24 protein-coding genes and 1 pseudogene are annotated in these 19,739 nt (G+C 70.0%); 10 read left to right on the top strand and 15 right to left on the bottom strand.

Annotation, left to right across the window (positions count from 1 at the left end):
* Positions 1 to 20: 20 nt before the first annotated feature.
* The 4 genes from ACH4SL_RS17670 to ACH4SL_RS17655 all read right to left on the bottom strand — a co-directional run bounded on the left by ACH4SL_RS17670 (position 21) and on the right by ACH4SL_RS17655 (position 3,587).
* A complete protein-coding gene (locus ACH4SL_RS17670) occupies positions 21 to 959 on the bottom strand; it encodes an RNA polymerase sigma-70 factor (protein WP_398446299.1) in 939 nt (312 codons plus the stop codon).
* Complete coding sequence (locus ACH4SL_RS17665) at positions 956 to 1,702, bottom strand: SDR family oxidoreductase (protein ID WP_398446297.1); 747 nt, start codon at positions 1,700 to 1,702, stop codon at positions 956 to 958. The genes ACH4SL_RS17670 and ACH4SL_RS17665 overlap by 4 nt, the downstream gene beginning before the upstream one ends.
* A gap of 118 nt (positions 1,703 to 1,820) precedes the next feature.
* Positions 1,821 to 2,552: a hypothetical protein gene (locus ACH4SL_RS17660; RefSeq protein WP_398446295.1), complete on the bottom strand. Its 732-nt coding sequence runs from the start codon at positions 2,550 to 2,552 to the stop codon at positions 1,821 to 1,823.
* A 114-nt stretch (positions 2,553 to 2,666) separates the two neighbouring features.
* Positions 2,667 to 3,587, bottom strand: a complete 921-nt coding sequence (locus tag ACH4SL_RS17655; RefSeq protein ID WP_398446293.1) for a LysR family transcriptional regulator — start codon at positions 3,585 to 3,587, stop codon at positions 2,667 to 2,669.
* A 102-nt stretch (positions 3,588 to 3,689) separates the two neighbouring features.
* Between ACH4SL_RS17655 and ACH4SL_RS17650 the strand changes: the two genes are divergently transcribed.
* On the top strand, positions 3,690 to 4,118 hold the full coding sequence (locus tag ACH4SL_RS17650; protein WP_398446291.1) for a nuclear transport factor 2 family protein: 429 nt from the start codon (positions 3,690 to 3,692) through the stop codon (positions 4,116 to 4,118).
* 13 nt (positions 4,119 to 4,131) lie between these two features.
* Here the strand turns inward: ACH4SL_RS17650 and ACH4SL_RS17645 are convergent, their stop codons facing one another.
* Entirely contained in the window at positions 4,132 to 5,820 is a 1,689-nt protein-coding gene (locus ACH4SL_RS17645; protein WP_398446289.1) for an APC family permease, read from the bottom strand.
* Between the two features lie 104 nt (positions 5,821 to 5,924).
* Here ACH4SL_RS17645 and ACH4SL_RS17640 point away from each other — a divergent pair, with 104 nt between their 5' ends.
* A complete protein-coding gene (locus ACH4SL_RS17640; protein WP_398446287.1) occupies positions 5,925 to 6,359 on the top strand; it encodes a transposase family protein in 435 nt (144 codons plus the stop codon).
* 581 nt (positions 6,360 to 6,940) lie between these two features.
* On the opposite strand, the gene ACH4SL_RS17635 is transcribed toward ACH4SL_RS17640, so the two are convergent.
* Complete coding sequence (locus ACH4SL_RS17635) at positions 6,941 to 7,447, bottom strand: RICIN domain-containing protein (RefSeq protein ID WP_398446284.1); 507 nt, start codon at positions 7,445 to 7,447, stop codon at positions 6,941 to 6,943.
* A gap of 317 nt (positions 7,448 to 7,764) precedes the next feature.
* Here ACH4SL_RS17635 and ACH4SL_RS17630 point away from each other — a divergent pair, with 317 nt between their 5' ends.
* Positions 7,765 to 7,944: a hypothetical protein gene (locus tag ACH4SL_RS17630; RefSeq protein ID WP_398446282.1), complete on the top strand. Its 180-nt coding sequence runs from the start codon at positions 7,765 to 7,767 to the stop codon at positions 7,942 to 7,944.
* A 726-nt stretch (positions 7,945 to 8,670) separates the two neighbouring features.
* Here ACH4SL_RS17630 and ACH4SL_RS17625 read toward each other — a convergent pair.
* Together ACH4SL_RS17625 and ACH4SL_RS17620 are read right to left on the bottom strand one after the other, a co-directional pair.
* Positions 8,671 to 9,114 carry a hypothetical protein gene (locus ACH4SL_RS17625; RefSeq protein WP_398446280.1) on the bottom strand — a complete coding sequence of 148 codons (444 nt, stop codon included), beginning with the start codon at positions 9,112 to 9,114 and terminating at the stop codon, positions 8,671 to 8,673.
* 79 nt (positions 9,115 to 9,193) lie between these two features.
* The gene (locus ACH4SL_RS17620; RefSeq protein WP_398446278.1) at positions 9,194 to 9,526 is read right to left on the bottom strand and encodes a hypothetical protein; all 333 of its coding nucleotides are present in this window, start codon (positions 9,524 to 9,526) and stop codon (positions 9,194 to 9,196) included.
* 163 nt (positions 9,527 to 9,689) lie between these two features.
* On the opposite strand from ACH4SL_RS17620, the gene ACH4SL_RS17615 reads away from it, so the two are divergent.
* From ACH4SL_RS17615 to ACH4SL_RS17600, 4 genes and pseudogenes are all read left to right on the top strand, one after another.
* Positions 9,690 to 10,658 carry a LysR family transcriptional regulator gene (locus ACH4SL_RS17615; RefSeq protein ID WP_398446276.1) on the top strand — a complete coding sequence of 323 codons (969 nt, stop codon included), beginning with the start codon at positions 9,690 to 9,692 and terminating at the stop codon, positions 10,656 to 10,658.
* A 547-nt stretch (positions 10,659 to 11,205) separates the two neighbouring features.
* Positions 11,206 to 11,490: pseudogene (locus tag ACH4SL_RS17610) on the top strand (transposase); the annotation flags it as partial.
* 198 nt (positions 11,491 to 11,688) lie between these two features.
* Complete coding sequence (locus tag ACH4SL_RS17605) at positions 11,689 to 12,123, top strand: hypothetical protein (protein WP_398446274.1); 435 nt, start codon at positions 11,689 to 11,691, stop codon at positions 12,121 to 12,123.
* A 104-nt stretch (positions 12,124 to 12,227) separates the two neighbouring features.
* Positions 12,228 to 12,719, top strand: a complete 492-nt coding sequence (locus tag ACH4SL_RS17600; protein WP_398446272.1) for a cupin domain-containing protein — start codon at positions 12,228 to 12,230, stop codon at positions 12,717 to 12,719.
* Positions 12,720 to 12,751: 32 nt separating this feature from the next.
* Here ACH4SL_RS17600 and ACH4SL_RS17595 read toward each other — a convergent pair whose 3' ends face one another.
* The 3 genes from ACH4SL_RS17595 to ACH4SL_RS17585 all read right to left on the bottom strand — a co-directional run bounded on the left by ACH4SL_RS17595 (position 12,752) and on the right by ACH4SL_RS17585 (position 14,050).
* Complete coding sequence (locus ACH4SL_RS17595) at positions 12,752 to 12,955, bottom strand: DUF397 domain-containing protein (protein ID WP_398446270.1); 204 nt, start codon at positions 12,953 to 12,955, stop codon at positions 12,752 to 12,754.
* Between the two features lie 115 nt (positions 12,956 to 13,070).
* On the bottom strand, positions 13,071 to 13,277 hold the full coding sequence (locus ACH4SL_RS17590; protein WP_398446268.1) for a DUF397 domain-containing protein: 207 nt from the start codon (positions 13,275 to 13,277) through the stop codon (positions 13,071 to 13,073).
* A complete protein-coding gene (locus tag ACH4SL_RS17585) occupies positions 13,274 to 14,050 on the bottom strand; it encodes a Scr1 family TA system antitoxin-like transcriptional regulator (RefSeq protein WP_398446266.1) in 777 nt (258 codons plus the stop codon). Before ACH4SL_RS17585 ends, ACH4SL_RS17590 begins: the two co-directional genes overlap by 4 nt.
* Positions 14,051 to 14,260: 210 nt before the next feature.
* On the opposite strand from ACH4SL_RS17585, the gene ACH4SL_RS17580 reads away from it, so the two are divergent.
* Together ACH4SL_RS17580 and ACH4SL_RS17575 are read left to right on the top strand one after the other, a co-directional pair.
* Positions 14,261 to 14,704, top strand: coding sequence for an ATP-binding protein (locus ACH4SL_RS17580; RefSeq protein ID WP_398446264.1), 444 nt, complete (start codon positions 14,261 to 14,263; stop codon positions 14,702 to 14,704).
* Positions 14,701 to 15,060: a hypothetical protein gene (locus ACH4SL_RS17575; protein ID WP_398446262.1), complete on the top strand. Its 360-nt coding sequence runs from the start codon at positions 14,701 to 14,703 to the stop codon at positions 15,058 to 15,060. The genes ACH4SL_RS17580 and ACH4SL_RS17575 overlap by 4 nt, the downstream gene beginning before the upstream one ends.
* On the opposite strand, the gene ACH4SL_RS17570 is transcribed toward ACH4SL_RS17575, so the two are convergent.
* The 4 genes from ACH4SL_RS17570 to ACH4SL_RS17555 all read right to left on the bottom strand — a co-directional run bounded on the left by ACH4SL_RS17570 (position 15,038) and on the right by ACH4SL_RS17555 (position 18,693).
* Positions 15,038 to 15,535: a VanZ family protein gene (locus ACH4SL_RS17570; RefSeq protein ID WP_398446260.1), complete on the bottom strand. Its 498-nt coding sequence runs from the start codon at positions 15,533 to 15,535 to the stop codon at positions 15,038 to 15,040. The genes ACH4SL_RS17575 and ACH4SL_RS17570 overlap by 23 nt on opposite strands.
* 226 nt (positions 15,536 to 15,761) lie before the next feature.
* Complete coding sequence (locus ACH4SL_RS17565) at positions 15,762 to 16,364, bottom strand: hypothetical protein (RefSeq protein WP_398446258.1); 603 nt, start codon at positions 16,362 to 16,364, stop codon at positions 15,762 to 15,764.
* Between the two features lie 2 nt (positions 16,365 to 16,366).
* Positions 16,367 to 18,019 (bottom strand): ATP-binding protein, encoded by a 1,653-nt coding sequence (locus tag ACH4SL_RS17560; protein WP_398446256.1) that lies wholly within the window; start codon positions 18,017 to 18,019, stop codon positions 16,367 to 16,369.
* Positions 18,016 to 18,693 carry a response regulator gene (locus ACH4SL_RS17555; RefSeq protein ID WP_398446254.1) on the bottom strand — a complete coding sequence of 226 codons (678 nt, stop codon included), beginning with the start codon at positions 18,691 to 18,693 and terminating at the stop codon, positions 18,016 to 18,018. The genes ACH4SL_RS17560 and ACH4SL_RS17555 overlap by 4 nt, the downstream gene beginning before the upstream one ends.
* Positions 18,694 to 18,945: 252 nt before the next feature.
* Here ACH4SL_RS17555 and ACH4SL_RS17550 point away from each other — a divergent pair, with 252 nt between their 5' ends.
* The gene (locus tag ACH4SL_RS17550) at positions 18,946 to 19,692 is read left to right on the top strand and encodes a SigE family RNA polymerase sigma factor (RefSeq protein WP_398446252.1); all 747 of its coding nucleotides are present in this window, start codon (positions 18,946 to 18,948) and stop codon (positions 19,690 to 19,692) included.
* Positions 19,693 to 19,739 lie beyond the last annotated feature (47 nt).

Here is a 19,739-nt window from a genome sequence, read left to right as displayed (position 1 = left end):
AGCCGCCGGCGCCGGTCGGTTCAGCCGCGCGCGAGCGGGGTCTCGGCCTCGACGCGGCCGAGCTTCTCCGGGTTGCGCACGAAGTAGAGGCCGGTGACCCGGCCGCCGTCCAGCCGGCAGCTGACGACGCCGTCGATCTCGCCGCCCATGCGCACCACGAGCGCCGGGTTCGCGTTGACGTCCGCCGGTTCGAAGGTGAGCGGCGCCCCGGCCTTGCCGGCGCCGCCCGCGATGAAGCGCAGCACCCGGTCGGCGCCGAGGATCGGCCGGAGGGCGGCGGTCTTCAAGCCGCCGGCGTCGGTGAAGAGCACGACGTCGGGCGCGAGCACGTCGAACAGCCCCCGCAGGTCGCCGGTCCGGAGCGCGCCGCGGAAGGACTCCAGCACGCTGCGGTTCTCGGCCGCGGTGACCGTCGTCCGCGGGCGGCCCGCCCGTACGCGCCCCCGCGCCCGGTGCGCGATCTGCCGCACCGCCGCCGGGCTCTTGCCGACGGCGGCGCCGATCTCGTCGTAGCCGACGTCGAAGACCTCGCGCAGCACGAAGACCGCGCGCTCGGTCGGCTGAAGGGTCTCCAGCACGCACATGAACGCCATGGACAGGCTCTCGGCCAGCTCGGCGTCCTCGGCGACGTCGGGCGCGGTGAGCAGCGGCTCGGGCAGCCACGGCCCGACGTACGTCTCCCTGCGGCGCTTGAGGGTGCGCAGCCGGTTCAGGGCCTGCCGGGTGGTGGTCGCCACCAGGTAGGCGCGCGGGTCGCGCACCTGCTCCAGGTCGGCGCCGGACCACCGCAGCCACGTCTCCTGGAGCACGTCCTCGGTGTCGGCGACGGAGCCGAGCATCTCGTAGGCGAGGGTGAACAGCAGGGTGCGGTGCGCGAAGAACGCCTCGGTGGCCGGGTCGCCCGCGGGGTCGCCCGTCGCCGCCCCGGACCGCCCGCGTACGTCCCCGGAGGGGCTCACGCGGGCGTCGCCGGGTGGTGCTCCGCGAGCCAGGCCGCGAAGGTCTGCGTGCCGCGCGGGCCCGGTCCGGTCGGCAGCAGGCCGCCGCTGCTCATCCCGCCGGGCAGGTGCACGGGCAGGACGGGGCGTTTGCGGGCGCCGCCCGCGGCCATGAGGCGCCGGACCATGTCCACCAGCGACTCGGCCTGCGGCCCGGCCAGTTCGGGGGCCATCCCCCGCGGCTCCTGGACCACCAGGTCGGCGAGCGCCTCGCCCACGTCACGGGCGGCGACCGGCTGGACCGGTGCCTTGGGCACGATCGCGACCGGCCCGGGCAGCTGGTCCAGCGTCTGCCCGGCGAACTCGTGGAACTGCGTGGCCCGCAGGACGGTCCACGGCACCGCGCCGCGCCGGACGATCTCCTCCTGGCGCAGCTTGCCGGTGTAGTACGGGTTCTTCACCCGGTCGACGCCCACGATCGACAGCGTCAGCAGATGCCGTACGCCGGCCCGCGCCGCGGCGTCGGCGAGGTTGCGCCCGGCGGTGTCGAAGAAGGCGACCACCGTCTTCCTGCGGGCGCTGAGGACGTTGCTCGCGTCCACGACGGCCTCGGCGCCGGCCAGCGCCGCCTCCAGCCCGGCCCCGGTGACCAGGTCGACGCCCTCCCCGCGCGACATCACCACCACCTCGTGCCCGCGGGCGCGCAGCGCCTCGACGGCGTACCGCCCCGCCTGCCCGGTGCCACCGGCGACCGCGATCTTCATGTCCGCCACTCCCGTCCGTCCGGCCTTCTGCACACCAGACACCGCAAACCCGGTTCCTGTGACAGATCCTTCCGTGACCCCGGCCACACTCCGCGCACCCCGGGCGACACGCGGCCCGCTACCCCTTGCGCAGCGTCAGCGTGCCGTTCGACGTCGACAGGTCCAGGCGGTACGTGCCCGCCGGGTCGTCGGCGATCCCGACGTTCTTGTCCGCGTTCGACGTCTTCGCCGAGACCCGGTACGCGCCGGGCGCCGCCGTGACGGTGATGCTCGCGTTGGAGGTGTGGGCGCGGACGTCCTGCGGGGCCGGCGTCGTCACGGTGATCTTGCCGTTGGACGACTGCGCGTCGACGCCGCCGCGGGTGCCGTCGACGCTGATCGCACCGTTGGACGTGCGCACCTTCAGCGCGCCGGTGGCGCCCGTGACGGTGATCTTGCCGTTGCTGGTGTGCACGTCGGCGGTGCCGACGCCCTTGAGGGTGATCGCCCCGTTGGACGTACCGCCCGCCACCGCCAGCCCGGCGGGCACGGTGACGACGTAGTCCGCCCCGCAGTTGTGGCCGCAGCCGGAGAGCCACAGCACGCCCTTGTCGACGCGCGAGGTCGCTCCCGGCTTGTCCCCGTGGTAGCGGACCACGCGGTGCACGCTCACCGTCGTCACCCCCGCCGAACCCTCCACCCGTACCGAGCCGTTGCTGTCGTCGAGCCGGACGGAGGTGACCTTCTGCGTCACCGTGGTGTCGTCCGTCGCCGTCTTCGACTTCCCGATGTCGCACGCGGCAAGACCGGCGACGGCGGTCGCGGCCACCATCGCGCCGACGAGAATGCGTTGCTGCGGGCGGCGTGCCATGAGATTTCCCCCTGTGAGAACCGAACGATCGGGACACCCCGAGCGTAGGCTCGCCCCACCTCGCCTTTCGCTGGGGAGAACCCCCCGATGCGGCTTCCGGCAGCCCCCCGGCGGTCACGTCGGTGAAGAGGTTCCGCTCCCCGGGCGTTGCCGGTGGTGCAGGCAGGCGCGGACGAAGTCGGCGATGACGGCGTCGTCGCCGGCCGCGGGCGACCAGGCGACTCCGACCTGGCTGGGGGTCACGCCGGTGACGGGGCGGTAGGTCACCCCGGGGCGCTGGTAGAAGCGGGCGGTGGCCTCGGGGGTGAGGCTGACGCCGTAGCCGTTGGCGATCGCGGTCAGCCACTCGTCCGGGTTGTTGGCGACGGCGCCGATCCGGACGGGGACGCCGTCGCGTTCGTCGGCGGCCAGCCAGTAGTCGCGCCACCAGCCCGACTCGGGCGGGGTGGCCACGAAAGGCTCGTCCCACAGCCGGCGGAAGGGGATCTCGGCCAGCTCCGCGAGCGGGTGGGTGGTGGCGATGCCGACCCAGCGCGGCTCGGTGATCAGCACCTCGACCCGCAGCCGGTCCTGGCCGGGGAAGGGCAGCCGCAGCAGCGCCGCGTCCACCTGCCCGTCGGCCAGTCCCGCGGTGGGGTCGGACCAGTCGGTCTGCCGCATGTCCACCCGCCAGCCGGGGCGGTACCGCGCGAACGAGCCGATGATCTCCTGGGTACTCTCGTTCGCGGCGCTGGCCACGAAGCCGACCCGCAGCACATGGGCGGCGCGGCTGGAGGCGCCGCGCGTGTCACGCAGCGCGACGTCCCACTCCTCCAGGACGAGCGGGACGCGCTCGGCCAGCGCCCGCCCGGCTTCGGTGAGGGACATGCCCGCCCGGGAGCGGGTGAACAGCTCGACCCCGAGGTGGGTCTCCAACTGCTTGATCTGCTTGGTCAGGGCCGGTTGGGAGATGAACAGCCGCTCCGCGGCCCGCGTCAGGTGCCCTTCCTCGGCAACGGCCGCGAAGTAGCGCAGCAGCCGCGTGTCGATATCCATGCGATCAGGTTATGGACGCAGGTATTGGACGGTCGCGGCGGGGCCCCAGCAGGATTGATCACGCACGGAGGAACCAGCCGGCCCGACGAAAGAGCGGACACCATGAGCGACAAGACCTCGAAGATCGACGCCATCAACAAGTTCTTCGCGGCCTACGCCGTCTACGACCTCGAAGGCATGAGGGAGGTTCTGACGGAGGACATCGAGTGGACCATCCCCGGCCACCACGCCCTGTCCGGCACCAAGCGCGGCGTGGAGGAGGTCGCGGCCTTCTTCACCCAGCTCGGCAAGGCCAGCTTCCAGGCCGACCCGCTGTTCCTGGAGGCCAACGAGGAGTACGTCGTCGACATCCACCGCGGCTGGACCACCGAGGGCGTCGGCAAGGTCGACACCACCTGGGCGCTGGTGTGGCACTTCAACCAGGAGGGCAAGGTCGACCGGGTCGTCAACCTCTCCGCCGACCAGCACCAGATGGACGCGTACGTCTGGAACAACTACACGCTGGCCCCGATCCCCGACCGGCTGGCCTGACCTCGCCGCGAGGTCAGGGCGTCCCGCCGAGTTCCGCCTGCTCGGCGCGGGACTCCTCCTCGGCCTCGCGGACGTGCTCCTCCACCCGCGACAGCGGGAGGCGGACGCGCAGGGCGAGCAGGTAGACGAGCGCGGCGAGGGCGAGGTTGACGACGAAGCCCCAGCCCAGGCCGATCCAGCCCATGCCGCCGTCGTAGTCGCCCGCCCAGCTGGTCAGGGCCAGGCCGCCCAGCCACGGCAGCGACCAGGTCGCCCCCGCGCGCAGGTCGAGCTGCGGGGCGCGGCCCCGGCCGGTGATCTCGAAGACGGCCAGCAGCACGAACCCGATGCCGATGGTGGCGAAGAGCTTCCAGTTGGTGTTCCAGCCGGCCCAGTAGACGATCAGGTTCGACGAGTAGAGGCCGAGGAACGGGATGACGTCCCCGCCGGGGACCCGGAAGACCCGCAGGCGGTCCGGCATCTGGCGGCGCAGCGCGGCCAGCACCAGGGGGCCGGAGCCGAAGGACAGTACGGTCGCGGACGTGATGAAGCCGACGAGCTGCTGCCAGCTGGGGAAGGGCAGGAAGACGATCAGGCCGAGCACGAACGTCACGACCAGGCTGATCAGCGGCGCTCCGCGCGGGGTCGTGCGCGCCAGCGCCTCGGGCGCGTTGCGGTTGCGGCCCATGGCGTAGGAGATCCGCGCGGTCACGGTGGTGTAGATCAGACCGGTGTCAGCCGGCGAGATCACCGCGTCCACGTACAGCAGATACGCCAGCCAGCCCAGCCCGATGGCACTGGCGATCGCCGCGAGCGGGCCGAAGTCGTCGGCGAACTGCAGGTTCAGCCAGCCGTGCGAGGCGGCGAGGTCGTGCCCGGGGACGGCGGCGAGGAAGGCGACCTCCAGCAGGATGTAGATCACCGCGGTGACGGCCACCGAGCCGATCACCGCGAAGGGCACGTTGCGCTTGGGGTTGTCCGTCTCGCCGGCCAGCTCGATCGCCTGCCGGAAGCCGAGGAAGGAGAAGGTGATCCCGGCGGTGGAGATCGCGGTGAAGACGCCCTTGCCGCCGCCGGGCGCGAAGCCGCCGTACTCCTTGGCGTTGAAGTTGTGCCCGTGGAAGGCCGTCACCAGGAACGCCACGACCACCAGCAGGATGATGCCGAGCTTCCACCACACCAGGACGTTGTTGACCCGCGCGAACCAGCGGATGCCGAAGTAGTTGAGCGTCACGAAGAAGGCCATGGCCACGACGGCGACCGCGTACCCGAGCCCGGTCAGGGTGTGGGTGCCGGTGCTCGGGTGGGCGTTCGTGAAGTGCGCCCACTTCGTGGCGTACTGCAGCGCGCCCTCGACCTCGATGGGCGCGACGGTCGCTGCCGCGATCCAGGTGATCCAGCCCATCGTGAAGCTGGCGAAGGACCCGAAGGACAGGTGCGGGAAGCGCACCACCCCGCCCGAGAGCGGGAACATGGTGCCCAGCTCCGCGAAGCACAGCCCGATGAGCAGGATCATCACGGCGGCGAGCGCCCACGAGAACACCGAAGCCGGCCCCGCCTCACGCGCGGCGTTGAGCGCCCCGAAGAGCCACCCGGACCCGATGATCGACCCGACGCACGCGAAGAGCAGGCTGACCCGCCCCAGATCCCGCCGCAACCCGTGCCCGCCCGGCGACGGCGCCCCCGTCTCCCCCTGCGGTGCTGCTGTGGTTGTCTCGCCCATACCGACCGCCCTCGCCGTCCCGACCAGCGTCCCCGAAGCCCGTCCCCGGACCCCGTCCCCGCCACCTGCCCTACGAAGGCGGCCTGCCCGGGGATCGCCCGAGCATGCCTGACGGCCGCTTTCACACGACATTTCCCCACATCATGTTCGATCCACCCGATTCCCCCCGCCCGACCGGCGCGCCGCCGTCCGCCCCGGACGGCCCGCCCGCCGAAACCCCGCGGGCGGGAGGCGCCCGCACCATGCCAGGTGAGAAGGCTTACCCGGCCGACCGACGGGGAAGGTCCCGCCGAGATCCCCGACTACGTACCGAGGGAGGCCCTCCGTCTTTCCCGATCCCTGCCGTCCTGGCGAAACTGGCCCCCCGTCAGCACGACACCGGTCGCCTGCGCGCCCAGCTCCAATGCGTGCCTGACCCTCGTTCTCGTCGCGGGCGGTGGTATCCCCTGGTCGGGTTGCTGCTCATCTGCGCCTGCGCGGTCGTCTCCGGTGCCCAGACCGTCACCGAGATCACCGGTCCCGCTCGGTCAAGACCATAGCCATCGCGGCGAACCTGGGCGGGATTGCCTTCCCCGAAGCACGGCTGGCCGTGCGCGTCCACCGGCGCCGCCAGGAGCCCGGCAAGCGGCAGACCCGGGAGACGGTCTACGCCGTCACCAGCCTCGACACCCACCAGGCCAGACCCGCCGACCTGGGCGGATACGTGCGCGGGCACTGGGCAGTCGAAAACTCCAGCCACCACGTCAGAGACGTGATCTTCGCCGAGGATGCCTCCACCGTCCACACCGGCAGCGCACCGCGGGCGATGGCCTCCATTACGGAACCTGGCCATCGGCAGGCTACGACTGCTCGGAGCGGACAACATCGCCAAGACCACCCGAGCGATCCGGAACGCACCCGAACACGCCCTATGGATCTGGGGCATCACCCACAACCCACCTCTACCCGGAACTTGAAACCGCCCTGCCGGCGGCACCCGCTACCAGGAGGCGGACACGCTCCTGACCACCGCCGGGTTCACCCCGCCGCGAGGACGGCACCAGAACACACGCCACCACAGACGTGAAGGCGACCCGGCGGGCGCTGAGTGTCCTTCACCCAAGGCTGGCAGAGAGGGAGATCACCAACTCTGGTCCAGCCCCCACTCCTGAACAGGTGCGATGTCAGGGGACGCCTCTGTCCACAACGTAAGGTAAACGCCGTTTGCCATTCTGTTGCCATAAGGCGTCATAGCCTTGAAAGCATCGTTGAGGAGAGGGTAGTCCAAACTGAGCCAGCCCTGAGAGGGCAACTGGGCGGGGTTGCAGGTCCAAAGGGTGAGGATTGCCCCATTGGTGCTATACGCATCCCCTTGAGGCGTCAGACATTTACCGCTGGCATCGTTAACCAGTTGATCGTTTGCATTGCGGTGCCATAGCTGGCTGCGCGCCCCATCGCAGACCCAGAGAGTGATGATTGCTCCGTTCGCGGTGCTGTCCCCTTGGGGCGTGGCGCAATAGGCAGTCGAACTGGCGAGGAAGTTATCTATCACTTTTCCTGTCTGGGTGCTCGCTGCAGCAGTGTTCGCCGCGTACATCGAACCAAGCATGGCGAAGGCGGCTGCTATAAGTGCTGATGACTTGCGCATGTACGGTCTCCTCGCTCGTGCGCCTGGATGTCTGGATTTGTCGGCAGCGGTGACAGCGACTCGCCGAACCCACGGGCCGTGGACGACAGTCAGCCATCTGATCCAGAAATAACAGTAACGTCTCTTTCATTTAATCCCATGAGTCTCGTCCAGGACTCTAACTCATTGGGACTTCTCGACGCCAGGTGTAAATGCTTGCGAAATATGGATTGCGAAATTCCTCTTTGGGGCAAGGTTCGCCCGGCGGCCCTGGCCGAGTGCTGATGGTCTTCCCAAAAGGCGCTATTTGCAAGATCCCCCGACAGCGTAAGGAACTCATGATCGCCGCGATCGTGGGGTCCGGCCGCCCGGACTTCGAGGTTGTGGAGATGCCGGGTCCGGACGGCGGCAATGGATGGGCTGTGGTCGGCCCCGCGGTCGCCGACGATCCTGTCAGGCTCGCCGAACTCAGCGAGAGACTGCACAGCCTGCCTATCCGGACCAGCCCCGCGGACTGAGCGCCCGCACCGCACTCAAGCGTCCGGACGCCGCGCCGTGGCGGGTCTGCCGCTCCGGCCGCTCTGGGCCGGGCGGGCGTGCGGGCCTTGTGGTGGTGGCAGTTGGGCTGGGCCACGGCTGAACGGTTGGTCCTGCTGGACGCTGTTGCCTCTCTCGGCCCCGGTCTGTTGGTGCTGTACGAGCATCCGGCCGGGCGGGCGCCGCAGCGCATGACTTCCTTGAAGGGGCCAACGACCCGGCGGGTCGTGCCGCCGATTCGCTGCGGTCGCTGGCCGGCAGTCCGGGCCGGATTCTGACGATGGTGCACACCAGCGACGACGGCGCCGACGTCGTGCGGGAACTGGCGGCATGCCTCGACCGACGACGCGCGCCGCAAGGTCGAGGAGCTGGCGGAAAGCACAGACTGCGGCATCTCGGTCATGCTCTCGTAGAACGCATGACTACTCCCGCTGGCTCATGCGTTTCCCGCACGCTCGGCCGGCGAAGAGACCGGTCACGTCAACTCCTCCCGAGCGCCTTGGCGCGACGAAACGCGACACGTACAGCTCCTCGTCGTGCCGGGCCGTTCGGAGGAGTTCTCACCGCGCCCCGGGCAGGACACTCCGCTGCTCAGGTTTGTGAACCATCGGGTCCGCCGATGGCGGTCCACCCGCTGTTCAAGCGATATCGCAAAACCTGCAATATCTCAGCCAGGAACTACCTGTCATGAGTCCACAAGTGAAGCCTCAGTAGTTGGTCTCGATATAAAGGCCTACCATCGAGACCACATCGCTTTTCAAGCCGGGGTAGTCAGCCGGGTAAAACGGGTAGACGCCCGGCTCGAAGTACCACCGGCCAGCAACTCCGGCTTTCGTCTTGAAATCGACGTAGCCTGTATTGTTTCCTGCGGAGACCTCTTTTGTCCAGAACCCTGACGTGGTCAGATTATCGTATCCAGTGTTGGTGTAGCAAATCGTTCCGTGGTACGAAGTCACCTGCCGCACGTAATTGGACGAGGTGCAGCCGGTGGATCCGATGGCGTTTGCGACCCCGGCGCCAGCGAACAGCAGGCCGGTGGCGGCTACCGCAGCCAATAGACTTGTAACAGCTCGGCGAAAAATCAACTTGTCCCCTCGTTCTGTTCCCTCGCGCCAAAGTGATCTACGCGGACGCCAACGACGCGGCGCCACGTACGTTTTCCTGCCTGGTCGGGACGAGCCCGCGCTGCCCTGCCGTACGCCGTGATCGGACACGCTGCGGCCGCCGCGCTCAGTCGCAGCCCGGAGCGCTTCCCGTCGTGTTCCCTATGATCCACAACGCGGTCACTGAGACGACACCCGAGGGATAGGAATTGAAGTAGATGTCTTGATTCGAGCCGAAAGGAATAGGCCCGTGGTCAGCCACGAAGAGGCAACCATAATTATTGCCGGTCCAAAGTTCGGTCGTCCAGAAGCCCGATGTGTGCAGATCGTCGAACCCTGTGTTGGTGTAGCAGATTAGCCCGTGGTATTTCGTGTACTGCCACACGTAACCGGTCGATGTGCAACCGGTGGAGCCGGTGGCATGTGCCACACCTGTACCCGCGAACATCAAGCCGATCACGGCAGCTGCACTTGCAAGACCGGTAACGGCGCGACGAATTCTCAACTGGTCCCCCCCCCTCGCGGCGCAGTGTACGCCCACGTATCTTCATCGTTCCATGGGAGTGCGCGGACCTCCAGAACACAGCGATGACATCCGAGTGCCGTTCGATAGACTCATGTCTATGGATGAGGTCGAGAGCGTCAACCGCCGGGAAGGCGGGCTCGGGCTGCCGGAACCCACGGTGCATCAGTTGCGGCTTCTGCTGGTTCTGGCTGAGGAACTGCACTTCGGGCGTGCCGCGGTACGGCTATTCATGTCGCAGCCAACGCTCAGCAAGCAATTGCGAGCGCTTGAGAGGCGGCTCGGCGTGCATCTGTTCGAGCGCAGCAGCCGCACAGTTGAGACGACTGAGAGCTGCCGGGCCCTGCTGCCCTACGCGCAGGGGGTGGTGCATGCGATGGACCAGCTGAGACAGACCGCGCAGGAGCACAGTCGCGAGCCGTCGGGGCGACTGGTGGTGGGGGCCATCGGGGCCGAGGCGGCGATGCCCCACGCCCGCGCCATACTCGACGTACTCCGCGCTCGGCACCCGCGGTTGGCCGTGGAAGTCCGCAACCTCAACTTCGTGGACCACATGACCTGCCTGGTCGATGGCGACGTCGACGTGGTTTTCCTGCGGCCACCGGTTCCGCCGGGTATCCAGACGCTCCACATGGCCAGCGAGACCCGCGTCGTCTGCCTGCCCTCCGACGACCCGCTCGCGAACCGGAGTTCGGTGTCGCTGTCCAACCTCGCCGACCGCCCGGTGGTGGATGTGCCACCGCAAGTACCCAGGCTCTGGTGGGATTTCTGGGTCACCGATCCGCGCCCCGACGGCTCGCCCGTGCGGTACGGCCCGGTCGCCACCGACCTCGAAGCTCTGCTCCACCTGGTGGCGGTCGGCAGCGCGGTGGCTTTCCTCCCGGCAGCGGCCCGCACCTTCTTTCCCCGGCCCGGAGTGGCCTATGTCGACGTCCGCGACGCGACACCGTGCACCTCCGCCCTGGCCTGGTCAGCTGCCGCCCGCACCCGCTCCGCTATCACCGCGATCCGCCAGGCCGCGGCAGCGGTACTCACGCGCATTCCTATCCCGATCGCCGAGGTCCCGTGACGGGCCGTCGAGAGGCAGCAGTACCCGCGGCCGCGCCGGTCCTGCGTGGGCAAGCACCAGCCAGCAGCAACATTCGGATCAATATCCGATTCAGCGCGGGCCGAAGGCCGACCGTCCCTGCGCCCAGACCACCAGCTCGCCGTCGACCAGACTCCCCCGGCGGGAGCTGCTCGGCCAGGGCCGCGGCCACCTCCGAGAACCCGGGCGTCAGGTCGATGCCCCGCCCCGACCGGATCGCCGGGACCCCGTTCTCGAAGTCAAGGTTCCCGCCGGCGGCGTTGATCCGGGGAGAGGCGTAGTGGCCGCCGGTCCTCGGCTGCGTTCCCTCAGAGCACGTCGCGTAGGCCGCCTGACCGTGCTCGGACAGGCGGCTCGTGACGACGATCGGCGTGTTACCGAGGGGTGCGCAGGGCGAAGGCCCGGATCGTTCCCGCCATGGCGGTGCGGCGAGGCCGCGCCCGGGGGGGCCGCAGCCCACGACACAATTGTGAAGGCCTGAGGCACGCAGGCGCCGCGTATCGGCCGACCCGCCCCCTCCACCCCGCCCTCCGGCCTGCGCAACCTCCCCCTCCACGACGCAGCACAGAACAAGATCTGGCTGGAGATCGTCCAGATCGCCCTGGACCTGCTGGCCTGGATGCCCCTGCTCGCCCTGACCGGCACCGCCCGGCTCTGGGAGCCCCGCCGTCTGCGGCTTCGGCTGTTGTCCACCGCTGCTCAGCTCGTCACCACCGGCCGCCCCCGCTGCCTCCGCCTCGCGGCGCACTGGCCCTGGACCAACGTGATCACCGATGCTCTGGACCGGCTCCATGCCCTCCCGAACCCCGGCTGACCAGCAGCGTTCCATCTCTGCGAGCAAGCGCCACCCCGACCGGAACCGTGGAACCCGGCGCACACCCGACGCGACAGCCGGACCCGCCCAGACTCCGAAAACCCCCACCAGCACTCACCACGAGGGGTCCGTCAGCAACTGACGGGCCCTCATGAACGATCGAGGCTAGAATCCCCCTTTCGACACAGGGGGAAAGTCATGTCGAGACTCCGCACGACCACAACAGCGATCGTCGCCACGGCGATACTCAGCACGATCGGCGTCGGCTGCAACGCCGATCCCGATGCGGACAACTCGCGCGCGTGTTCCGACTTCTCGTCGGACTACGCCGACTTCACGAAGCACATCAACAGGATCTCTGGCCCGTACGGCTCGTTGGCCTCGTATTACGTGGACGACCTCCAGGAAGACGCCAACGCGGTCGGCGTCGACACGGACGTCCACGCGACCGGGGACACCAAGAAGCGGATGAAGGAATTCCAGAAGAGCCTGCAAAAGGTGGTGGACACCGCGAGGGACGGGAAGCTCGATCTCGCCCCGATCGCCGGGCCGTTGGGGCAGGTCAACGACGCCTGCAAGTCGTCCCTCAGAGTGCCGGTGGTGCCCACCACGACGTCGCCCTTCGACAGCTGACCCCGGCGGGGACGGTCCAGGATCCTCCGCGAGAACGGGGCCGCCGGGCGGACCGGTCGTCTAACCGGGTCGCGGAGCGGGGACGGACAGGTCACGATGCAGCCATGACCGAGCAGATCCCGGACCGCGTGCGCGCGCTCCTGCGTCGTCCCCAGGACGGCGAACTCATCGACGTCGCAGGCGTCGAGCACTTCTTCCGACTCACCGCGGAGCACACCGGAGGGCGCTTCGCCTTCGAGGAGTTCAGCCTCGCCCCCGGAATCGTCGGGGCGAGGCCGCATGTCCACGACGGCCACGACGAGTACTTCTACGTCCTCGACGGGGAGTTGACGCTCCACACCGGAGACGGGGAGACAGCGGCCGGACCCGGGTGCCTGCTCGCGGCCACCCGCGGCACCCCGCACGGCTTCCGCAACGCGGGCCACGTCCCCGCACGGGCCCTGTGTCTCTATACGCCCGCCGGTTACGAGAACTACTTCCGCGACGTCCACGCCGCCGTGAACGCCGGGGCGTCGGTGACCGACGATCTCCTCGCCGAATTCCGCGGTCGCTACCGCACCACTTCCTACCAGGCCACGCCGCAGCCGCCCAGGTGACCCAGGGACCCCTGGACGACGCGGCGGCCCCGTCAGGCGCCGCCCAGTTCACCGTCGCGGACGGCCGCGACGAAGGACCCCCACTCGGTGGGCGTGAACGCGAAGGCGGGGCCGGACCTGTCCTTCGAGTCCCGGACGGGGACGGTATCGGGGACGTTGACCGCGACCTCGACGCAGTTGCCGCCGTTGTTGCTGTGGGAGGACGTGAACCAGCGCGGGGCTGGGCGGGGGCTCATCACGGAGGGTCCTCTCGTCGTCACGAAGTGCCTTGCCGTGGCCGATTGTTCCGCGTCGCCGGGCACGCCGAAAGACCCCGCGAGGTCGACATGACCGCGGGGTCCTCGGGGTGACTCACACGCTGGGGATTTCCCCGTCCCGTACCGCCGCCACGAAGTCCGCCCACGCGGCGGGCGTGAACGCGAGGGCGGGGCCGGTGACGTCCTTCGAGTCCCGGACGGGGACGGTGCCGGGGACGTTGACGGCGACCTCGACGCAGTTGCCGCCGTTGTCGCTGTACGAGGACGTGAACCAGCGCGGGGAGTCGTTCGTCGTCGTCACGAGAGGCCCTTTCGAATCTCGTTGATCATGGCCACGCTGCCCGCCTGCGACAGCGCCTCAGCCTGTAGCTGATGGTAGGTCATCAGCAGCGGCATCACCGTGGCCGGTTCACGGTCGAGGTGGCCCTGGGACTGAGACTCGGAGTAGGCGATGACCGACCTGTCCGAGAGCGTGAGGAGGTTGACCGGGAGACGGAAGTAGCGACGCTCGCCCAAGCTGAACGGTGCCACCTGGAGCACCGTTGTGGGCCGTGTTGCGATCTCCACCAGCCGGTCGAGCTGGTTTCCCATGACCTCCGCGCCGCCGACACACTGCCGGATGCAGCTCTCGTCCATCACGACGAACATCATCGGCGGGTTGTGATGCACCAGTGCGGCCTGCCGCTGTGCCAAGAAGGACACACGTTCGTCAGCGTGCTCGGCAGTGATCGCTCCGCGCCTCACGTTGACCTCCGCCAACGCCCGTGCGTACTCCGGTGTTTGCAACAGGCCCGGCATGACCCCGATGTCGTAGAGCCGGATCTCGGTCGCCCGACCCTCGTATCCCACGTACTCCGGGAATCCCTCCAGCAGGACTCCGTTGCGCATTTCCCGCCACAAACGTTCGAACTTGTCGCCCGTGCTCAGGGCACGGTCCGAACTTGTCGAAAACCGCAAGGTTGGCAGTTTGCGAGCAGTTTCCACGGCTGAGATGTGGGAGCCGGTGTACCCCATCTCCGCACCCAGCTGATCTTGCGTCCAGCCCCGCTGCTCTCGTGACGTGCGCAAATGCACGCCGAACGATGCGCGGGCGATTTTCCTGGCTCCAACTCCTTGCGATTCACAGGGGCCTCGCCAACTTTCCGTGCGCGATTGATCAGTTGAACGCGTCCCTGACGCTAAGTCAGTCTGAACGCCTCGGTAGCGATTCTGCTACGGAGAGGCACCGGCACGCCCGGAAATGCCTGATCTGCAGTGACCATCGGCAAGGAATGGGTTCCCGCCATGCATGAGACGACTTCCCCGGCCTCGCCGGGAACGGCCCCGCCCGGGGTCGAGGACACGGTGGCTCACCGTTGGGCGCAGACGCTGGCCTGTGTGGGGCAGGCTCGGCAGGTGCTCCGGGAGGCGCTGGGGCAATGGGGGCTGGCACACCTCGCGGACGACTCCGCCATCGTGCTCTCGGAGTTGCTGACGAACGCCATCGTGCACTCGGACAACCCGGACCGTACGGTCGGCACCTGCTTCCGGCGGCTGCCCGGCAGGGGCGGCGTGCGGATCGAGGTGCTGGACGCGGACAGCGGGCGGCTCCCGCGGGTCCCGGACCCGGCGAGCGGGGAGGATGTGCGGGGGCGCGGGCTGCGGCTCGTCGAGCTGTGCACCTCCCAGCGGTGGGGAATCGTGCTCGGGGCCACGGGCAAGTCCGTGTGGGGCGAGGTGGCGAGGTGACCACCGAAAGCGTCGAGGACGCGAGACTGTGCGAAGCCGCCACCCTCCTGCCGCCCGGCCTGCGCAGCGACCTGCTGCCTACGTACACGGACGTCGACCGGCAGCGGGTCTGTGACGAGCTGGTGTGCGCGCTCGAAGCGCACGGTCGCGGAGAGCATCTGGCCGTCGTCTACGACGACTTCCTCTCCCCTCCGGGCGCCCTCTGGACGCGTTGGGCGGACGGCGAGCCGCCCGGCACGTTCTGGCTTCGGGCCGACTGCCTCAACAGCTCACACCACGGCGAGCCCTGCGGCCACTTCGCCACCCACCCCGGACCCCACACGTGGGCAGCCGCTACGGAGCCCCGACGCCCGTAGGGGTCAGGGCGGCCGGGGCGCCCGGTGGGGGTGGGGAAGTGCGGCGACGGCGGCGGAGGTGGCGGCGGGCCGCGGGGACGATCAGGAGGTGGGCCAGGGCGACGCCCGCCGTGTTGAGGATCAGCGCGTCGACGTCGAAGAGCTGGCCCGGGACCATGGTCTGGGTGAACTCGACCGACAGGGAGATCATCAGGCCCGCGAAGACGGTGCGTACGAAGGACACGACGGCCGAGGATTCGAGGCGGCCGCCGGCCACCGGGAGCAGGAAGCCGAGCGGGGCGAGCAGGCCGAGCCCGGCCAGCAGGTGGCGGGCGGCGTCGACGGGCGGGAGCCGCAGGTCGTCGCGGATGGTGCCGAAGGGGCGCAGGTTCGGCGAGGGCACCCACGTCACGTAGTGCGGTCGCAGCAGCAGCCACCCGGTGAACGAGAGGTAGGCCGCCGTCAGCAGGAGGCCGGCGGCGCGCACCCGGTACATGGAGCCTTCGTGCTGCACACCGCCCAAGACGCGGGACGCGTGCGGACGGTTCCCGTCCGGTGGGTGTGACGGGCCGCACGTCGGCCGTACGGAGGCCCTGCGCCGCTGGTCGCCCGCCGGATGCGCCCGGCGTACGCCCGTACGGCCCGGAACCGCGGGGCGGGCCGGGCTCCGGCCGCGGGACGCCGTGGCGCGTACGAAGCGGAACCGCCCCGCAGCGACGTAGCTAGCCCACCTCCGTACCCGCGTCCTCCGCCGCCTGGGAGCGGGTCTTCAGCTCGTCCGTGCACTCGTAGCCGAGGACGGGCTTGGACTGCTCCGGGCCGCCGAGCACCACCGTGCCGGACGGGGAGGCCAGCGCGCTCTTGGCGACCGTGCAGACGATCTGGGCCAGCGCGAAGGGCGGGAGGTCCCCGATGGGCTCGCTGAGGCGCAGGGCGCCGGCGGGGTCGCCGGGGTCGGGGCCGAGGATCTGGAGGGAGCCCGGGACGGCGCTGGAGAAGCCCGCCTTCGCCTCCTCGCCGAGCACGCTGCGCTGGAGCTGCCGGACCAGTTCGTTGATCTGCTCGACCCGGCCCGTGGGCTGCGGGCGTACGACGAGCACACGGGGGACGGCGGTGGCCTGGCCCCCGCACACCAGGTAGACCTGCACCACCGCCGTGTCCACGGCGCCCGGCGAGTTCTTGGGCGTGGGGGCCTGGCAGGACACCCGGGAGGGCGCGGGTCCGGCGTCGACCGGCACGGTGGTGGAGCGGATGCCGCACGCGCCGAGCAGCGGCAGCGCGGCCGCGGCGGCGAGCAGCGCACCGGCCCGCCGGAGGGAAGGCACTCTCACTTCTGCGCACCCCCCGCCGTGCCGTCGCCGGACGAACCGGACGAGCCGGAGTCGCCGTTCTCACCGTTCTCGCCGTTGACCGCGTCGTACGGCTGCGCGGCCTGGCCGCCGCCGTTCTGGCCGTTCGCGCGCGGGCGGCGCGGCAGGCGCAGGGTGAAGACGGCGCCGCCCTCGGGGCGGTTCGCGGCGGTGATGTCGCCGCCGTGGATGTGGGCGTTCTCCATGGCGATGGACAGGCCCAGGCCGCTGCCCTCGGAGCGGCGGCGGGAGGCGTCGGCCTTGTAGAAGCGGTCGAAGACGTGCGGCAGGACGTCCTCGGGGATGCCGGGACCGTTGTCGGAGACGGCCACCACGATGTCGCCCCCGGCGTCGGAGCCGCCCGAGCCGCCCGAGGCCCCCGAGCCGCCCGCACCGCCGGAGGCCCCCGCGTCCTCCCCGATCGTGACCCGTACCGGCGAGCCTCCGTGCTTGAGCGCGTTGCCGATCAGGTTTGCCATGATCACGTCCAGCCGCCGCGGGTCGAGGGTCGCGAGCACGCCGCGCGGCGCGTCCAGCTCGACGGAGTCCAGCCACGCGCGGGCGTCCATGCAGGCCATGACCTGCTCGCCGACGTCCACCTCGTCGACCCGCAGCTTCGCCGTTCCGGCGTCGAACCGGGTGACCTCCATCAGCGTCTCCACCAGTTCGTTCAGCCGCCGCGTCTCGCTGACGACCAGCCGCACGGCCGGTGCGATCATCGGGTCCAGCGCGTCCGCCTCGTCCTCCAGCACATCGCTGACGGCCGTGATCGCGGTCAGCGGGGTGCGCAGCTCGTGCGACATGTCCGCGACGAAGCGGCGGCTCGCCGACTCGCGCGCGCTCAGCTCCTCGACGCGCTTCTCCAGCGCCTCGGCCGCGTTGTTGAAGGTCTGCGACATCTCTGCCAGCTCGTCGGTGCCGGTGACCTTCAGCCGGGTGTCGAGCTTGCCCTCGCCGAGTGCCCGCGCGGCCTCGCCGAGCCGCCGCACCGGCCGCAGCACCGCCGCGCCCGCGGCCTGCGCGAGCAGCGCGGAGCCGATGAGGGCCAGCAGGGTCGCGATACCGAGGGACCAGGCCAGCGAGTTGAGGTCCTTGCGCTCCGCGTCGAGCGACTTGAGCATGTAGCCGGTCGGGCCGCCGCCGTTGATCTGCGCGCCCGCGACGAGGTAGGGGCGGCCCTGGAGCGAGATGCGCTCCCAGTGCAGGTGGTATTTGCCGTCGTCCTTCAGATGCCGGGTGTTGACGGCGGTGCGCAGCGTCTGCGGCACGTCGTCGAGGGTGAAGACGTCCCGGTTGGACGGCGCCGCGCAGTCCTGGCCGTCCGAGGTCCTGCTGATCAGCACGACCTCGTAGGTGTCCGCGTCGCCGATCCGGGAGGCGGCGTCGTTGAGCGACATGCACGTGGGCTCGACGGGCAGCGAGGCGGCGTTGCGCTGGAGCGAGTCGCGGAAGTCGTTGAGCGCGCTGTTCTGCGCGCGGGTGAGGACGGCGTCGCGGTTGAGCCAGTACGCGATGCCGGACACCGACACCGCCGCGGTCAGCGCGACCGCGGCGAAGACGGCGACCAGCCGCAGCCGCAGACTCGTCCAGCGCAATATGCCGCTCCCCCAGCGTGCGGGGCGTGAGGTCACTGCGGCGTGTCCAGGCGGTAGCCGACCCCGCGGACGGTACGGATCAGGACCGGCGACGAGGGCACGTCCTCGATCTTGGCCCGCAGCCGCTGCACGCACGCGTCCACCAGGCGCGAGTCGCCCAGGTAGTCGTGCTCCCACACCAGCCGCAGCAGCTGCTGGCGGGACAGCGCCTGCCCGGGCCGGCGGCTCAGCTCCAGCAGCAGCCGCAGCTCGGTCGGGGTGAGCTGGAGGTCGCGGCCGTCCTTGGTGACGGTCATCGCGTTCCGGTCGATCACGATCGAGCCGAAGGCGGCGGAGTCGGTGCTGTCGCGCTCGCCGCGGCGCAGCACCGCGCGGATCCGGGCGTCCAGCACCCGGGGCTGCACGGGCTTGATGACGTAGTCGTCGGCGCCCGACTCCAGGCCCACCACGACGTCGATGTCGTCGCTGCGGGCGGTGAGCAGGATGATCGGCAGCTGGTCGGTGCGGCGGATGCGGCGGCAGACCTCGAAGCCGTCGATCCCGGGCAGCATGACGTCGAGCACGATCAGGTCGGGACGCTGCTCCTTGAGGAGCTTCAGGCCGTCCTCGCCCGTCGCAGCGGCCACCACGCGGTGACCCTGGCGGGACAGGCCGAGTTCGAGACCGGTGCGGATGGCGTCGTCATCCTCGATCAGCAACAGGAAAGGCACCGTGACATTGTTGCCTACCGCGGGCGGCCGCATGAAGTGCGGGGACAACTCGTCCGCAGCACCTTCACCCCCGGTCGCGGGCGGGGTGCGCCGGACGTCACGGGGCACCGGACCTCTGTGACGGGCCTGTGACACTCGACGGACGTCCCCATGAAACTGGCCCGGCAGGCTTTAGCCACATCGGGAGAGCGCAGGGCACACCGACTGCGACGCCGAAAGCAAGGCTGCAGGTTCCACTGAGGGGGGCGCGACATGAACGCACTGCTGGGTACCGCGACCGCCGCGGTCCACTCGCCGCGAGCGACGACGCACCGCGCTGCCAGGTCCACCGAACTGTCCGGCGCCGCGAACGGACGGGGGTACGCTCGCGGCGCCGGGCGCGTCTCCGCTTCCGCGTCGACGACGGTGGTCCGGCAGCGTCCCGCCTACATCACACCGCTGGAGCCGGCCGGGACGACCCCCGAGCCGTCCGGCGACTCGGCCGCGGAGTTCACCGCGTACGTGCAGGAACGGCGCGCGTCGCTCTACGCGACGGCCTACCACCTCACCGGCGACCGCTACGCGGCGGAGGACCTGCTCCAGAGCGCGCTGTTCTCCACCTACCGGGCGTGGGACCGGATCAGCGACAAGGCCGCGGTCGGCGGGTACCTGCGCCGCACCATGACCAACCTGCACATCAGCGCCTGGCGGCGGCGCAAGCTCAACGAGTACCCGACCGAGGAGCTGCCGGAGACGGTCGGCGACACGGACGAGATGGGCGGCACCGAGCTGCGCGCCGTCCTGTGGCAGGCGCTCGCCCGGCTGCCCGAGCAGCAGCGCACGATGCTGGTGCTCCGCTACTACGAGGGCCGCACCGACCCGGAGATCGCCGACATCCTCGGCATCAGCGTCGGCACGGTCAAGAGCAGCATCTGGCGGTCGCTGCGCCGCCTGCGCGACGACGAGGCGCTGTCGTTCGGCCGGGACGAGGCGGACGCCTTCGGCGAGCTGGTGGCCTGAACGGCCCGCCGTCTTCCGGACGGGGGGGGAACGGGGGAACGGGCCCC

It is taken from the genome of Streptomyces sp. NPDC021020, assembly GCF_044333285.1.
Taxonomy (GTDB): Bacteria; Actinomycetota; Actinomycetes; order Streptomycetales; family Streptomycetaceae; genus Actinacidiphila.
This window is presented reverse-complemented; position numbering and strand designations above follow the sequence as displayed.

Excerpts from the sequence above, each read along its gene's own strand:
- ACH4SL_RS17665 (WP_398446297.1), bottom strand. The coding sequence starts at position 1,702 with ATGAAGATCGCGGTCGCCGGTGGCACCGGGCAGGCGGGGCGGTACGCC.
- ACH4SL_RS17660 (WP_398446295.1), bottom strand. The coding sequence starts at position 2,552 with ATGGCACGCCGCCCGCAGCAACGCATTCTCGTCGGCGCGATGGTGGCC.
- ACH4SL_RS17655 (WP_398446293.1), bottom strand. The coding sequence starts at position 3,587 with ATGGATATCGACACGCGGCTGCTGCGCTACTTCGCGGCCGTTGCCGAG.
- ACH4SL_RS17650 (WP_398446291.1), top strand. The coding sequence starts at position 3,690 with ATGAGCGACAAGACCTCGAAGATCGACGCCATCAACAAGTTCTTCGCG.
- ACH4SL_RS17645 (WP_398446289.1), bottom strand. The coding sequence starts at position 5,820 with ATGGGCGAGACAACCACAGCAGCACCGCAGGGGGAGACGGGGGCGCCG.
- ACH4SL_RS17640 (WP_398446287.1), top strand. The coding sequence starts at position 5,925 with ATGCCTGACGGCCGCTTTCACACGACATTTCCCCACATCATGTTCGAT.
- ACH4SL_RS17635 (WP_398446284.1), bottom strand. The coding sequence starts at position 7,447 with ATGCGCAAGTCATCAGCACTTATAGCAGCCGCCTTCGCCATGCTTGGT.
- ACH4SL_RS17630 (WP_398446282.1), top strand. The coding sequence starts at position 7,765 with ATGATCGCCGCGATCGTGGGGTCCGGCCGCCCGGACTTCGAGGTTGTG.
- ACH4SL_RS17615 (WP_398446276.1), top strand. The coding sequence starts at position 9,690 with ATGGATGAGGTCGAGAGCGTCAACCGCCGGGAAGGCGGGCTCGGGCTG.
- ACH4SL_RS17605 (WP_398446274.1), top strand. The coding sequence starts at position 11,689 with ATGTCGAGACTCCGCACGACCACAACAGCGATCGTCGCCACGGCGATA.
- ACH4SL_RS17600 (WP_398446272.1), top strand. The coding sequence starts at position 12,228 with ATGACCGAGCAGATCCCGGACCGCGTGCGCGCGCTCCTGCGTCGTCCC.
- ACH4SL_RS17595 (WP_398446270.1), bottom strand. The coding sequence starts at position 12,955 with ATGAGCCCCCGCCCAGCCCCGCGCTGGTTCACGTCCTCCCACAGCAAC.
- ACH4SL_RS17580 (WP_398446264.1), top strand. The coding sequence starts at position 14,261 with ATGCATGAGACGACTTCCCCGGCCTCGCCGGGAACGGCCCCGCCCGGG.
- ACH4SL_RS17570 (WP_398446260.1), bottom strand. The coding sequence starts at position 15,535 with ATGTACCGGGTGCGCGCCGCCGGCCTCCTGCTGACGGCGGCCTACCTC.
- ACH4SL_RS17550 (WP_398446252.1), top strand. The coding sequence starts at position 18,946 with ATGAACGCACTGCTGGGTACCGCGACCGCCGCGGTCCACTCGCCGCGA.